Genomic DNA, 12,718 nt, shown 5'->3' on the forward strand with positions numbered 1-12,718 from the left:
GATGGCGAGTATGAATAAATTGGGCGCGGTCTGGACCGTTTTGCTGGGAAGCGCATTTTTGCTTTGCGCCTGCGGGGAAGAGCAGCCGGACGTTCCGGACAAAAGTTATATTGGGGTGGCGTATTATAATCAGAGCGATACATTTCTTAATGAACTTCTGGACAGCTTTAAGGAGCAGCTTAAAGAGATGCAGAATGAGGATATGGACACGGTGGTTATGGTACGGGACGCGGCGGGAGTACAGCGCACTCAGGACGATCAGGTGAAAGAGCTTATCAATGCAGGCTGTGATGTGCTCTGCGTGAATCTGGTGGACCGGGCGGATCCTTCGGAGATTATTGATATGGCCAGGGAACATGAAGTGCCCATCATATTTTTTAACAGAGAACCTGTGGCGGAAGATCTGATGCAGTGGGACCAGATTTATTATGTCGGCGCGGACGCGGAAGAATCCGGGGTCATGCAGGGAGAACTGGCGGCCGATATGATAAAGAATAACAGCCAGACAGACCGGAACAGAGACGGAAAAATCCAGTATGTAGTGCTGGAAGGGGAGCCCGGCCACCAGGATGCCATCATCCGTACGGAGACTGCGGTGAAGACCTTGACTGACAGCGGTATTGAACTGGAAAAACTGAGTTACCAGATCGCCAACTGGAACCGCGCCCAGGCAGAGAACCGGATGGAACAGCTGATCGGGCAGTATCCCAATCAGATAGAACTTGTTCTTTCCAACAATGATGATATGGCGCTGGGGGCAATGGACGCTTATAAAAAGCTGAATTATACAGAAACCGCGCTTCCGGTTTTCTTCGGGATAGACGGCACGGATGCGGGGCTGGAGGCGGTCATGGATTCGGAACTGGCCGGAACTGTGTATAATGACAAAGAAGGGCAGGCAAAGGCCATGGCGGAACTTTGCTGGGCGCTGATTACCGGAGACGGCATGGAAGAGCTGGAATTTCAGAAAGAACGCTGTATTTATCTGCCGTACGCCAAAGTAACGGAAGAAAATGCAGACGAATTTATTGCCCGCAGCAATACCCCATGACGGGCCACGGAGGGAAAGTATGAAACAATATACGGGAATTATTTACCGGAAAAAGGTGCCGTTTTTTCTGAAACTGCTGCTTTTCCTGTCGTTCGTGCTGCTGCTGGGGTGGGGGATCTTCCTTGTAAGAGAAAAACTGCTGAAGAATGCCAATGAGATGGGAATGAACCTGGCGGAGAGTTATGCGGCAGAGGAAGAGAACCGCATCAGCGTATATTCCATGCTGCTTTCGGTAGGAGCTTCTTCTCTGCGGGAGAGCATGACAAAAGGAGCGTCCGAAGAAGAGATTCAACGCTGGATGGAAGGATATTCCGAGCAGGTAGAAGAAACCCTGGGCGCTTTTATTATCGATCCCTATGCGGTGGTGGACGGAAAGATCGTTGCGGCTGTTTCCTGGGAGGGAGACGAAGAGTATGATTACCGGGATACCCAGTGGTACCGGAAAGCAGAGGAAGAAAAAGAGCATGTAGTCTATACGGATGTCTACGAGGACGCTATCACAGGCAAAAAGATCGTCACTCTGGCGAAAGCGCTGAATGAAAAAGGAGATGTGCTGGCGTTTGACATTCTGATGGAAAATTTTCATACTCATAAAAACAAGGCGTCGCTTCCGGAGTCAAGTATCTACCTGCTGTTCGATTCACAGAATCATCTTATGTACATTTCCGGAGAAGAAGATATAGTAGAGGAGGCCGGAGGGACATATCTTGGGGAGCTGGTCACCAGTATCCGTCAGGGGGAAATGGTGTCTCATGATGCGACGATCACCGGACCGGATGGAAGAAAATGGAGCGTATACTATTATGAGATGAGCAATGGATGGCTTTCTGTGATTTCCATGCCTCTTGCGGTGATTCTTCAGGATGGATGGGACGGTATTGTTCTGGCGCTGGGGGTGATCTGCGCGGTTCTCGCGGTGATCGCCGGTTCTATCATGCTCAGCGGTTATTTCAGCGACAGGAAGGCGGATCAGATCGCTCAGACGCTTCAGATTCTTGGAGATTCGTATTACGCGATTTATCGGATTGACCTGAATAATGAGACTTATATAACGGTAAAAGGATCAGCCGATGTAAAAGAAGCCCTGGGGGACTCCGGCTCTTACCGGCATCTTCTGGATGTGGTAAAAGAGGTGGTAGATGAAACGACACATGAAAAATTTGAGGAAAACCTTTCCATCGATAATATCCGCAGGCTGATCCGGGATGGAGTCTATGATTTTGGCGGGGATTATCAGAGAAATTTCGGAGGTGAATATAAATGGGTAAATATTCAGGTACTTTACAATGAAGGAGCGCACGTAAATGAAGTGATTCTGGCTTTTCGCGAAATTGACCGCGACAAACGCCGGGAACTTCAGCAGCATGCGCTGCTTCAGAACGCACTGGCCGCGTCCAGACAGACGGTACAGCAGAAAACCATGTTTTTCAGCAACGCTTCCCACGATATGCGCACGCCGCTGAATGCGATCATCGGTCTGGCGAAGCTGGCCAGAAGAGAAGATAATGACCGGGAAACGGTGGAAGAATATCTGGAGAAGATCGAAAGATCCGGAAAGCAGATGCTTACTCTGGTCAATGATGTTCTGGATATGTCACGTCTGGAGCATGGAAAGGGCGGCGTCCTGGACTATGCGCCTATGGACATCTGCTCATGTATCCGGGAGACGGCAGCCATTTTCCGTGATCAGGCAAGAGAAGAAAACAAGACGCTGGCAGAAGAGTACCAGGTGGAACGCAGGATGGTGCTTTGCGACGCGGCGCGTCTGGGACAGATCGTCAACAACCTTATATCCAACGCTTTGAAATACAGCAGTGAAGGGGCGAAGATATGTCTGTCGGTCAAAGAGATCAATCACAAGACCGGACACAGCAAATACCAGATCGTAGTCAGCGATACGGGGATCGGCATGTCGGAGGAGTTTCAGGAACGTATCTTCGAGCCGTTTGCCCGCGAAGCCTCTTTCTTTTCCCGAAAAGTGTCCGGAACCGGGCTTGGAATGCCTATCGTGAAGACGATTGTCCAGCAGATGAGCGGAGAGATCACGGTACAGAGCGCCCTGGGAGAGGGGAGCACATTTACGGTGACGATTCCGCTGCAGAATCTGGACGAGGAAGAAAGACCGGCGGAAGAAAAACAGGAAGAAGGAGGAACATTCAGCCTGGAGGGAAAAACGATTCTGCTGGCGGAAGACAACGAGATTAACATGGAAGTGGCCGGAGAGTGCCTGAAAATGCTTGGAGCAAAAGTGCTGGAAGCGTGGAACGGACAGGAAGCCGTAGATGTCTTTGCGGCTCAGGAACCGGGCAGGATCGACGCGGTCCTGATGGATATGCAGATGCCGGTTATGGACGGCTGCGAAGCGGCCAGGACGATCCGCTCCATGGACAGAGAGGACGCCGGGACGGTACCGATTATTGCCGTCACAGCCAATGTATTTGCCGAAGATATCGCCAGAACTACAGAAGCCGGTATGAACGCGCATATTGCGAAACCTATAGATTTTCAGGAATTACAGAAAGTACTGGCGGTTTATGTGGATCTGGAACAGAGAGGGCGGAATTAGAGCCTGCGCAGTTTTTCGCGGATCAGGTAAGTCACTGCATCGGCCATCTGTTCTTCTGTTCCGGCCCATGCCACGTCATTGCCATAGATCTCTCTGGCAGCGGGGAGATCTTTTTCATGCCCGGTACAGACGGCGAGAACACCTACATTCTGACGGCGCAGCCGGCTGACTTCCGCGGCGGCGTCCCGGATGCCGTGCGTTCCCCCATAGTCGTACGAAAAAGGAATCGGTCCTTTTCGGGAAGAGTACCGGTGGTCGTCATTGGGACTGCAGTCCGACAGAACGATCAGCAGCCGGTTTTCATAACCAGAATTCAGCAGCCGGTATCCCGTAATCCGGATAGCGAGACCGTCCCGGTTCCATCCTGCGGAACAATATTCGAAAATTCTTTTGTTATCCTGGGGATTCTCATAATCCCGGAAAATACGGAGGACTGTACAGCCGTTCACAGAGCAGTATGAACAGACACGGACAGGCAGACGGCACCGGGTCAGGCTTTCCGCGATGATAAACCCCTGTGCGGCAATGCGTTCCTGGCGGTCCATCTGCGAAGCGGATGCATCCAGCAGGATATCTATGGAGAGATTCCCTTTTTCACAGGGAGTTGTACCGGCGAAGATCTTTTCATCGTGAAGTCGGATACCGCGCCACACCCGTGCGGCTATTAACCGTCCGCTGCGCGCCCGGTAAAGCTGTTCTCCGTCGTCAAACAGCAGCACATTGCGGATCTGGTCGGTCATGCGGGATATGGCGGTCATGTGATCTGCCAGATGCGCATGGTGGAAGGAAAGATTTCTCTCCTTCTGGAACAGCATGGCCTGGCGGAAGGAATTCTGAGCTTTCGAGGAGGTGCGCCGGTATTCCCCGCGGGTTACATGCAGATGGCAGGAACGGTGGCCTTCTGTACAGAGCATGCGCTCCAGTTCTTCCTGCTCCTGTGAAGTATAGACAGATATGCCGAAGTTTGTTTCCAGCCAGGAGCGAAGGGTCTGCTTTCCGGATCTGACCAGGAGCACCGGAAGAGTCAGCGTGACAGGAGCATGCATACCGCCGCCATCTTCCTCAGAATGGACGCGGGTGACGAAGGCCGGGCGGCCATGCAGCGCCGCTATGACCAGGCGGAAGGGAAGGACGCGGTGCGATCTCGCTTCGTGCAGTTCCGGAAGACGGCAGCGGAAGAATTCCTTAAGAATATGAACCATCTGATCCGCTATGGCGCGGGAGTCCAGAGAGGGACTGAAAAGTACCGCTTCCATAATGCGCTTTTCCCGGCGACGGAGTCTGGCAGTCTGTCCCAGCAGTCCCGCGCAGTATGCGGTCTGGAGACGTTCCAAAAGCTCCTGGTCCCAGTAAGGACGGGAATGGGATACGACGTCTCTGGCGTATTCCAGCCGCAGCGTCTCCAGTACGGGACGGTCCTCTTTCGCGGCGGGATAAACGCTGTGGGCAAGCCCGAACCACAAAAGCCCTTCATACAGGGCCGCATCCGGCAGCTGTCCGATCCGCACGAAGAGATCCTTAAGCGGACGATAATCATAATAGCGGTGAACCGCTCCGATGATACAGTTCAGATAGAGGTCTGCCGCTCCTTCCGGTGTGAAGGAAAGAAAATCCGGAGTAAAATCATAGTCTCCGGCCGCGTTCCATATGATGTTTTTCGCTCTTCGTTCTTCGGCTTCTGAAGCATGCAGCATGATACTCACTCCATGAAAACTGAGGTTTTGTCCAGATCCTGAGGAATTCTTGACCGGATCAGGTCGCTGACCAGCTGACGTTCATAAGAATCAAAGATTTTGTTTACAATGCCAAGGCGCAAGGCCCTTACGGCGGGCAGACCTTTCCGGATCAGGCGGACAGAAGCGATAAGCCCCCTCAGATCCAGCGCTTTGGCAGAGATTTCCCCGCTGGCGCATTTTTTCTGAAGCTCCTGGAAAAGCTCGGAGAACTGCCGGTTCCAGAGATCGGAGAGAGAAGGGAATTCCCGGCGCAGGAGCTTTTGCAGATATTCATCGGAGATAAGAGGCATCTCGATCACGACAAAGCGGGAAGCCAGAGCCTCGTTCAGTTCTCTCGTTCCGGCATAGCCGTAGTTCATGGTAGCGATAAAACGCGAAGCCGGGTGAAGCCGTATCTGGTCGTATCCGGGAATATCGATGCACCTGCGGTAATCCAGCGTTTCGTGAAGAACTGCCAGGGCTTCATTTTTCGCCATATTGATTTCATCCAATACCCCGAAACCGCCAAGACGGGCGCATCTGCTCACCGGACCTTCCCGGAAAACTACTTCTCCGTTTCGGAAAGTATCAGAGCCTACCAGGGAAGCGGCGTCCGAATGGATGCTCAGAGAAATATTCCACACGGGGCGTCCGAATGCCGCCGCCAGATTTTCCGCGAATACATTTTTCCCGGTGGCCTTTGGACCGGTCAGGAGCAGATTTTCGCCGCAGAGCAGGGCTGATAAAGCCTCTTCCCAGAGATCGGGACCGTAATAAAAATAACGGGGAGGAGACAGTCGACGGCGCGCTTCCTCCGGTACGTCATAGGAAGCGCGAAATTCTGACAGTTCCCGGATCAGCGTCGGGGATACTCCTTCCTCTTTCAGAAAATCCAGCAAGATGAACCCTCCTTCACGGTAATTCTGAAAATATTATAGCACCCGCAGGAGAAAACAAAAGAAAAACTTTTGCCGCGGCATATTTTCCTTTATAATGGTAGCATAATATACAGGAGGAAGCCTATGGACGGATTGAGCAGAAAGATATATCTGGAACTGAAAGAGCCTTCCAGAGAGGATGCGGCGTCTTCTCAGGAACGGATCCTGCGCGCGCTGCGTGCGGATTATGGGGAAGTGTATATGCCGTGCAGAATCCTGCGTATGCTGTATCCCATATGTGAAGAAGCAGACTGGAGGCTTACGGTGTCTCTTGGATGGAATGGCGGCCGCTGGGAAGTGATAAAGATGGAAAAAGGAGATACTTCCGCAGCTCATTACGGTATGTGTGCAGATCTGGGCAGCACCACTGTGGCCGTGCAGATGATAGACCTCTGCACAGGTGAGATTCTGGCCTCATCCAGCGTGTATAACCGGCAGACGGCATTTGGGGGAGACATTCTGACGAGAATTTTCTATACGAAAGACCATCCGGAGCATCTGGACGAGATCCGTCAGGCCACGATAGACACTTTTACGGATGCGTTCGCAGATCTGCAAAGACAGACCGGAATTCCTCCGGAAGCCTGTACGGCTATGACTGTGGCGGGAAACATGACCATGATTCATTTCCTGATCGGCATGGATCCGTTTGGAGTCTTCTCTGCGCCTTATGCGGTGCGGGCGGATCGTCCGGATTTTCTCCCGGCAGAGGAATTGGGTTTTCCGTTTCACGGATATGTTTACTGCTATCCCGGCAGGGCAAATTATCTGGGAGGAGATATTATCAGCGGGATTATCGCGTCCGGGATTGCGCGGAAGGAGGAGATCTGCGTCTTTCTGGATATTGGTACCAACGGAGAGCTGGTCGTCGGCAACCGGGAATTTCTTCTCTGCGGAGCCGGAGCGGCCGGACCGGCCCTGGAAGGCGGAAGCGTGAAGACGGGCATGTGCGCCCGGACAGGCGCGGTACAGCATGTACGGATGGACGGCCGGCAGTTTATATGCGACGTGATCGGCGGCGGAGAAGCGAAAGGGATCTGCGGTTCGGGGATCGTGGACCTGATCGCGGAGCTTTTCCTGCATGGCTGGGTGGATATCCGGGGACGTTTTGTGCCGGAGGCCTCGGACCGGATTGTGGAAAGAGAGGGCGAATACGCGGTGGAGTATGCTCCGTCGCTGTATTTCTATCAGTGTGACCTGGATGAATTCCTGAGTACCAAGGCTGCTGCCGCCACCATGGTGGAATATATGATGAACCTGATAGGACTGTCCATGCAGGACGTGGGAGAGTTCCAGGTGGCAGGTGCTTTCGGGGCATATATTGACAAAGAGTCGGCAGTCGCGATCGGTCTTTACCCGGATCTGGACCGCAGCCGCCTGATCTCGGCCGGAAATACCTCTCTGAAAGGAGCGTATGAAATGCTTCTCCATAAAGAGTATCTGGCAGAGGCGGCAGATATTCTGGACAGGATGGAATATGTGCAGTTCGGGGAAGTGGAAGATTTTATCCAACTGATGGGAGCCGCGCGGGCTTTGCCGCATACGGACCTCTCCAGATACCCGTCTGTGGTTGAAAAACTGAGAAAAAATGGTATTCCGGGGGTTTAAGCATATGAAAAAGGCGGTACAAGAATCTGTTCTAAAAATTCTTATACCGCCTATTGTACTGTTATTTCCAATGGACTTTAAACCTCATAATCTTTCATCTATATTTTATGAATCCTTACGGATTTCTTTTTGCCCTTCTGTCCATCCGCGATGGATATAAGGCGTTCTCCGGTTTGTATACCGGTCCATGTGGTTTTTTATTAACAAGGTATTGTTCCTTTACCTTCTCAAAAACATCTTCTGTTTTACCAACATCCTATGTGGTAATATTCTTATATTATATTTTTATCTATATTTAGTTTTTTATGGATAAGTAAATATGTTCGGTGGTCTGTACCTTCCTTTCTGATATACTATGGGGTGGAACGTTAAGTTTTGATTGGACTCTCCTCCTTTACATGCTCCTCATCCTCGGGATTTTTCTTTTTTGTTTTCTCTTTGTTTTATGAGTTTATTATAGCATGATAATTATATTTGTCAACATATTTTTTGAAAAAAAATTAATTATCTGAAATTTGACGGATGAAGGCGCATTTGATACACTGAATTCCAGAAAAGAAACTGCGGAAAGGGGGCTGCCATGCAGTACAGAACCGACCGGAAGGGAACCAGGCTGTCTGTCCTGGGATACGGATGCTTACGTTTTACGAAAAAGAACGGGAAAATTGACCTGGACAAAACAGAAGCTGAGATCATGGAAGCGATCCGAAGCGGCGTGAATTATTTCGATACTGCCTACGTCTACGGAGGAAGTGAAGCGGCGCTGGGGGAGATCCTGAAAAGAAATAATTGCCGGGAGCAGGTATACATTGCCACAAAACTGCCTCATTATCTGATCAAGTCGAAGGCCGGGCTGGAGCGCTGCTTTCAGGAACAGCTGTCCCGTCTGCAGACGGACTATGTGGATTATTATCTGATGCACATGCTGAATGACGCGGATACCTGGGAACGTCTGAAAGAGAAGGGCGTAGAGGAATGGATCGCCGAGAAAAGGGCGGCGGGACAGATTCGCAATATCGGATTTTCGTATCATGGAAATACGGAACATTTTAAAGAAGTTCTGGACGCCTATGACTGGGATTTCTGCCAGATACAATACAATTATATGGACGAGCATACCCAGGCGGGAAGAGCAGGCCTTGAATATGCCGGAACCAAGGGGATACCGGTGATAATCATGGAACCGCTGAGGGGAGGAAAACTGGTGGAACTTCTTCCGGAAGAAGCAAAGAAGCTTTTCCGGGAAAAGTCTCCGGACAGTACACCGGCCCAGTGGGCGTTCCGGTGGCTCTGGGATCAGAGGGAAGTGACAGTGGTGCTGTCCGGCATGAATTCTCTGGGAATGGTGCGCGAGAATATAAAAACCGCCGATGAGGCCAGAGTCGGGATGATGACAGAAGAAGACCGCAAATTTCTGGAGGAAGTTAAAAGGGAAATTAACCGTAAGATCAAAGTGGGCTGTACCGCGTGCGGCTATTGCATGCCGTGTCCGCAGGGGATCGATATCCCGGGAACCTTCCGCTGTTATAACGAAATGTATACCGAGAGGCCCAGGGTGGGGAAAAAGGAATATCTGATGACCACGGCATTCCGTAAAAATCAGAATCCGGCGTCCAAGTGTATCCGGTGCGGGAAATGCGAAAGGCATTGTCCCCAGAAGATCGAGATACGGAAGGAGCTGAAAGCCGCCGCTGCGGAACTGGAAGATCTGCGCTACAAAGCGTTGTCTGCGCTGGTACGTATTCTGAAAATCTGGTGAAAAATACATTGACAGAAACGGGGTTATCCCTGAAAATAAAATCAAAATACAAAAGGGAAGAGAGGTAATGGATATGTCGACACCACACAATTCAGCGGAAAAAGGGCAGTTTGCCAAATGCGTCCTGATGCCGGGAGATCCGCTTCGGGCAAAATTCGTAGCAGAGCATTTTCTGGAAGATATCAAGCTGGTAAACCAGGTGCGGAATATGCTTGCTTATACTGGAACTTATCAGGGGAGGCCGGTCAGCGTCATGGCCAGCGGCATGGGGATGCCGTCCATCGGGATTTATTCCTATGAGCTTTACAAATTCTATGATGTAGACAGCATTATCCGGATCGGCTCAGCCGGCGCGTACGATGAAAAGCTGAAGCTTTACGATCTGATTCTGGCAGACAGCGCCTACAGCCGTTCCTCCTATGCGCTCTGCCAGAGCGGAGACACAGAGGAGATACAGTATCCGGATGCGGGACTGAACTATTCGATCCAGGATGCGGGAAAGCGTCTGGGGATTCCGGTGACTCTGGGAAGAATCCATTCCAGCGACGCGTTTTACTGTGAACCGGGACAGCCGGGATATGAGTTCTACCGGAAAGAAAAGAACTGTCTCTGCGTGGAAATGGAAAGCTTTGCTCTGTTCCACAATGCGAAGGTGCTGGGCAAGAAGGCTGCCTGCCTGCTGACCATCTCCGATTCTGCTGTCACGAAGGAAGAGACTACCGCGAAAGAGAGGCAGAACGCGTTTACCAACATGATGAAAGTTGCTCTGGAGGCAGCTGTCCGTGAGTAAAGATAATATTACGCTGATCGGGATGCCGGGAGTGGGGAAAAGCACCGTGGGCGTGGTGCTGGCGAAGGTGCTGGGTTACCGTTTCCTGGATTCCGATCTGGAGATTCAGGAACAGACCGGAAAACTGCTTCACGAGCTGATCGAGGAATACGGCGGCGACGGATTTCTGGAAATAGAGAATCGGGTCAATGCCGGACTTGAGGTCAGCCGGTCAGTGATTGCCACCGGCGGCAGCGCGGTTTTCGGGAAAGAGGCCATGGAACATCTCAGGGACATCTCCACCGTCGTTTATCTGCGTCTGCCCTGTGAACAGCTCCAGGATCGCCTGGGGGATCTTCACCAGAGAGGCGTGGTACTGAAACCGGGACAGACGCTGCAGGATCTGATGCAGATGAGGGCTCCGTTTTATGAGAAATACGCGCACATCATCGTTGACGAAGAAGATCTGGACATTCGTGGAATCGTAAAAAAGATCACGACAGCGTTAAAAAATAGCGAATGAGCAGTTCGCCGTCGGCCAGGCCCGGCTGCCGGAAAGAGAACCCCGTCCTCTCGGGATGCCATTGCACGCCGAGGACGGGTTTTTTCATATGCTCCACGGCTTCCGCCACTCCGTCAGGCGCCGTCTGGGTAATCCTCAGATTGCTTCCCGTGCGTCCCAGGCCCTGATGATGGGCACTGTTGACCAGACAGGATGGTCCATAGAGCCGGTAAAGCGCGGAACCGGGCAGACAGGTCACCGTATGTCGGCGGTCCTCACTGTTCCAGGCATGGAGGGCAGATGAGGGCAGATCCTGCTGAATTGTGCCGCCGAAATAAACATTCAGAAGCTGCATGCCCCGGCAGATGCCGAGCACCGGACGATTCAGGCGGATGAATGCGTCCAGCAAAGTGAACTGCGCCTGATCCAGGGCAGGATCGATGTGGAGCGAGCCCCGGTTCTCTTCTCCGAAGAATGCCGGATCCACATCCCCGCCTCCGGGCAGCAGCAGAGCATCGAACAGAGATACAGAGACGGGGGAAAGGCTTACCTGTGTTTCGACGCCCGCCAGGCGAAGCGCATTTTCATAATTTTTCGTAAGATCGGGGATACCCGCTATCAGAACACGCATATATTTTCATGGACCTACCGGTCTGAAATGTGAACTTAAAGTATTGTATTCCGGCCGCAGAAAAAATGTGCGCCGCCATGGAGGAGGATGGATATGCAGATTCAGGAACAGTATATGGAACAGGCCAGAAAACTTCATCAGGCCTGCCCGGTCGCAGATGCGCATCTGGACCTGGCAGGAGAACTGCTGCTCCACGTGAATAACGGAGAAAGGGAGGCGCTCCGGCGCCATTATCTGGATGAACTGAGAGAAGGCGGATTCAATCTGGTCGTTTCATCGGTATACCTGGAAAATGAATATTTGCCCGAAATGGGACTCAGGAAGGCCATGGATCAGATCGGCGTCCTGCTGGAGGAACTGGATCAGAATGAAGAATTTCTGCTGGTGAAAAATGTAAGGGATCTGGATCGGGCTCTGGAAGAAGACCGGATCGGAGTGTTGTTATATCTGGAGGGAATGGATTTTGTCGGGACAGATTTTCATTTGCTCCGGACACTGTGGGAAGCCGGAGTAAGAGGCGCTTCCCTGACCTGGAGCAGGAGAAACGCGCTGGCCAGCGGATGCTGCGTGGCGTCAAAAAGAATCCCTGTTCCGGGAGGCCTGACGGATGAAGGAGTGGAAGCCGTGCGCCGGATGGAAGATCTGGGTATGTTTCTGGACATCAGTCATCTGAACGACGACGGTTTTGAAGATGTATGCGCAGTGGCGTCAAAGCCGTTCGCGGCGACGCATTCCAACAGCCGGACCATTTACTTCAATTATCGGAATCTGACTGATGAGCAGATGAAAAAACTGGCGGCGCAGAGAGGCGTGATAGGTCTGAACGGCTGCCGTTTTCTGGTGGGAAAGGGACAGGGAGAGGAAGCTCTGGACTGGCTCTGCAGCCATCTGGAATATATGGCGGGACTGGTAGGAGCGGACAAAGTGGGATACGGATTTGACTTCTGCGACGCGTATGACGACGCGAGAGACGGCGGAACGCAGAAAAAAAACCACAATGACTGTCTGGTCAGCCACTGCCATGTGCCGGAACTGACCGCGGCGCTCCTGCAGAGGGGCATGTCGGAAGAGGATGTCAAAGGAGTGATAGGAGGAAACTGGATCCGGTATTTTCGTCAGGTGCTTCCAAAATAATCAGAAAAGTCTTGACATTCAGATTTGTTTTCTTTACAATGGCTC

At 51.8% G+C, this 12,718-nt stretch carries 10 protein-coding genes; 7 read left to right on the forward strand and 3 right to left on the reverse strand.

The window, feature by feature from the left end; genetic code table 11:
- Window position 1 precedes the first annotated feature (1 nt).
- On the forward strand, window positions 2-1,051 hold the full coding sequence (locus tag B5F29_RS00535) for a galactose ABC transporter substrate-binding protein (protein ID WP_442911265.1): 1,050 nt from the start codon (window positions 2-4) through the stop codon (window positions 1,049-1,051).
- A gap of 19 nt (window positions 1,052-1,070) precedes the next feature.
- Complete coding sequence (locus B5F29_RS00540; RefSeq protein WP_162608319.1) at window positions 1,071-3,617, forward strand: hybrid sensor histidine kinase/response regulator; 2,547 nt, start codon at window positions 1,071-1,073, stop codon at window positions 3,615-3,617.
- Here the strand turns inward: B5F29_RS00540 and B5F29_RS00545 are convergent.
- Window positions 3,614-5,311, reverse strand: coding sequence for a hypothetical protein (locus B5F29_RS00545; RefSeq protein WP_087152730.1), 1,698 nt, complete (start codon window positions 5,309-5,311; stop codon window positions 3,614-3,616). The genes B5F29_RS00540 and B5F29_RS00545 overlap by 4 nt on opposite strands.
- A gap of 5 nt (window positions 5,312-5,316) precedes the next feature.
- A complete protein-coding gene (locus B5F29_RS00550) occupies window positions 5,317-6,231 on the reverse strand; it encodes an AAA family ATPase (RefSeq protein WP_087152731.1) in 915 nt (304 codons plus the stop codon).
- 123 nt (window positions 6,232-6,354) lie between these two features.
- Between B5F29_RS00550 and B5F29_RS00555 the strand changes: the two genes are divergently transcribed.
- The 4 genes from B5F29_RS00555 to B5F29_RS00570 all read left to right on the forward strand — a co-directional run bounded on the left by B5F29_RS00555 (window position 6,355) and on the right by B5F29_RS00570 (window position 10,929).
- A complete protein-coding gene (locus B5F29_RS00555; RefSeq protein WP_087152732.1) occupies window positions 6,355-7,878 on the forward strand; it encodes an ASKHA domain-containing protein in 1,524 nt (507 codons plus the stop codon).
- Between the two features lie 580 nt (window positions 7,879-8,458).
- Window positions 8,459-9,637 carry an aldo/keto reductase gene (locus B5F29_RS00560; RefSeq protein ID WP_087152733.1) on the forward strand — a complete coding sequence of 393 codons (1,179 nt, stop codon included), beginning with the start codon at window positions 8,459-8,461 and terminating at the stop codon, window positions 9,635-9,637.
- A gap of 73 nt (window positions 9,638-9,710) precedes the next feature.
- Window positions 9,711-10,427, forward strand: a complete 717-nt coding sequence (deoD, locus tag B5F29_RS00565) for a purine-nucleoside phosphorylase (RefSeq protein WP_087153048.1) — start codon at window positions 9,711-9,713, stop codon at window positions 10,425-10,427.
- Window positions 10,420-10,929 (forward strand): shikimate kinase, encoded by a 510-nt coding sequence (locus B5F29_RS00570; RefSeq protein ID WP_242955541.1) that lies wholly within the window; start codon window positions 10,420-10,422, stop codon window positions 10,927-10,929. Before deoD ends, B5F29_RS00570 begins: the two co-directional genes overlap by 8 nt.
- Here the strand turns inward: B5F29_RS00570 and B5F29_RS00575 are convergent.
- Entirely contained in the window at window positions 10,901-11,539 is a 639-nt protein-coding gene (locus tag B5F29_RS00575) for a gamma-glutamyl-gamma-aminobutyrate hydrolase family protein (RefSeq protein ID WP_087152734.1), read from the reverse strand. The genes B5F29_RS00570 and B5F29_RS00575 overlap by 29 nt on opposite strands.
- A 93-nt stretch (window positions 11,540-11,632) precedes the next feature.
- Between B5F29_RS00575 and B5F29_RS00580 the strand changes: the two genes are divergently transcribed.
- Window positions 11,633-12,673: a dipeptidase gene (locus B5F29_RS00580; RefSeq protein WP_162608320.1), complete on the forward strand. Its 1,041-nt coding sequence runs from the start codon at window positions 11,633-11,635 to the stop codon at window positions 12,671-12,673.
- Window positions 12,674-12,718 lie beyond the last annotated feature (45 nt).

It is taken from the genome of Lachnoclostridium sp. An196, from assembly GCF_002160135.1.
Lineage (GTDB): Bacteria > Bacillota > Clostridia > Lachnospirales > Lachnospiraceae > Hominiventricola > Hominiventricola avistercoris.

Excerpts from the sequence above, each read along its gene's own strand:
- B5F29_RS00535 (WP_442911265.1), top strand. The coding sequence starts at position 2 with ATGGCGAGTATGAATAAATTGGGCGCGGTCTGGACCGTTTTGCTGGGA.
- B5F29_RS00540 (WP_162608319.1), top strand. The coding sequence starts at position 1,071 with ATGAAACAATATACGGGAATTATTTACCGGAAAAAGGTGCCGTTTTTT.
- B5F29_RS00545 (WP_087152730.1), bottom strand. The coding sequence starts at position 5,311 with ATGCTGCATGCTTCAGAAGCCGAAGAACGAAGAGCGAAAAACATCATA.
- B5F29_RS00555 (WP_087152732.1), top strand. The coding sequence starts at position 6,355 with ATGGACGGATTGAGCAGAAAGATATATCTGGAACTGAAAGAGCCTTCC.
- B5F29_RS00560 (WP_087152733.1), top strand. The coding sequence starts at position 8,459 with ATGCAGTACAGAACCGACCGGAAGGGAACCAGGCTGTCTGTCCTGGGA.
- deoD (WP_087153048.1), top strand. The coding sequence starts at position 9,711 with ATGTCGACACCACACAATTCAGCGGAAAAAGGGCAGTTTGCCAAATGC.
- B5F29_RS00575 (WP_087152734.1), bottom strand. The coding sequence starts at position 11,539 with ATGCGTGTTCTGATAGCGGGTATCCCCGATCTTACGAAAAATTATGAA.
- B5F29_RS00580 (WP_162608320.1), top strand. The coding sequence starts at position 11,633 with ATGCAGATTCAGGAACAGTATATGGAACAGGCCAGAAAACTTCATCAG.